The organism is Myxococcus llanfairpwllgwyngyllgogerychwyrndrobwllllantysiliogogogochensis, assembly GCF_006636215.1.
GTDB lineage: Bacteria > Myxococcota > Myxococcia > Myxococcales > Myxococcaceae > Myxococcus > Myxococcus llanfairpwllgwyngyllgogerychwyrndrobwllllantysiliogogogochensis.
On record NZ_VIFM01000695.1, the window covers coordinates 1 to 497 of the forward strand.

A 497-nucleotide genomic window follows, 5' to 3' on the forward strand; every position below is an offset into this window, starting at 1 on the left:
TGTATAAGAGACAGCCGCAGAAGGAGCAATACAGGGTTTTTTCGCTGGAAGAGCCTTTTTTCTCGGCCATGTGGGCATTGCCTCGTGTTGCAGGACGTTGCAGGGATGATAACGAAATGGAAAACGGCGCCGTGCCGGAGGGAGCCGGCAGGCGCCGCCGGAGGCAACGCCGCCTCGGATCAGGGCCGCTGGGCGACGACCTGGTCGACGAGGCCGTATTCCTTGGCTTCGTCGGCGGTGAGGAAGTAGTCGCGCTCGGTGTCCGCCTTGACCTTGTCGAGCGGCTGTCCGGTGCGCTCGGCCAGGATGCGGTTCATCTGGTCCTTGGTGCGCAGGATGTCGCGGGCGTGGATCTCGATGTCCGTCGCCTGGCCGCGGGCGCCGCCGAGCACCTGGTGGATCATGATCTTCGAATTGGGCAGCGAAAAACGCTTGCCCTTGGCGCCGGCCGCCAGCAGGAAGGCGCCCATGCTGGCCGCGAAGCCCAGGCACATGGT

At 64.4% G+C, this 497-nt stretch carries 1 protein-coding gene; it reads right to left on the reverse strand.

Features of this window, described 5'->3' with window-relative positions:
* Positions 1-179 precede the first annotated feature (179 nt).
* Positions 180-497, reverse strand: a 318-nt coding sequence (locus FJV41_RS57270; RefSeq protein ID WP_181791561.1) for an ATP-dependent Clp protease proteolytic subunit, incomplete at its 5' end; no start/stop codon positions are given.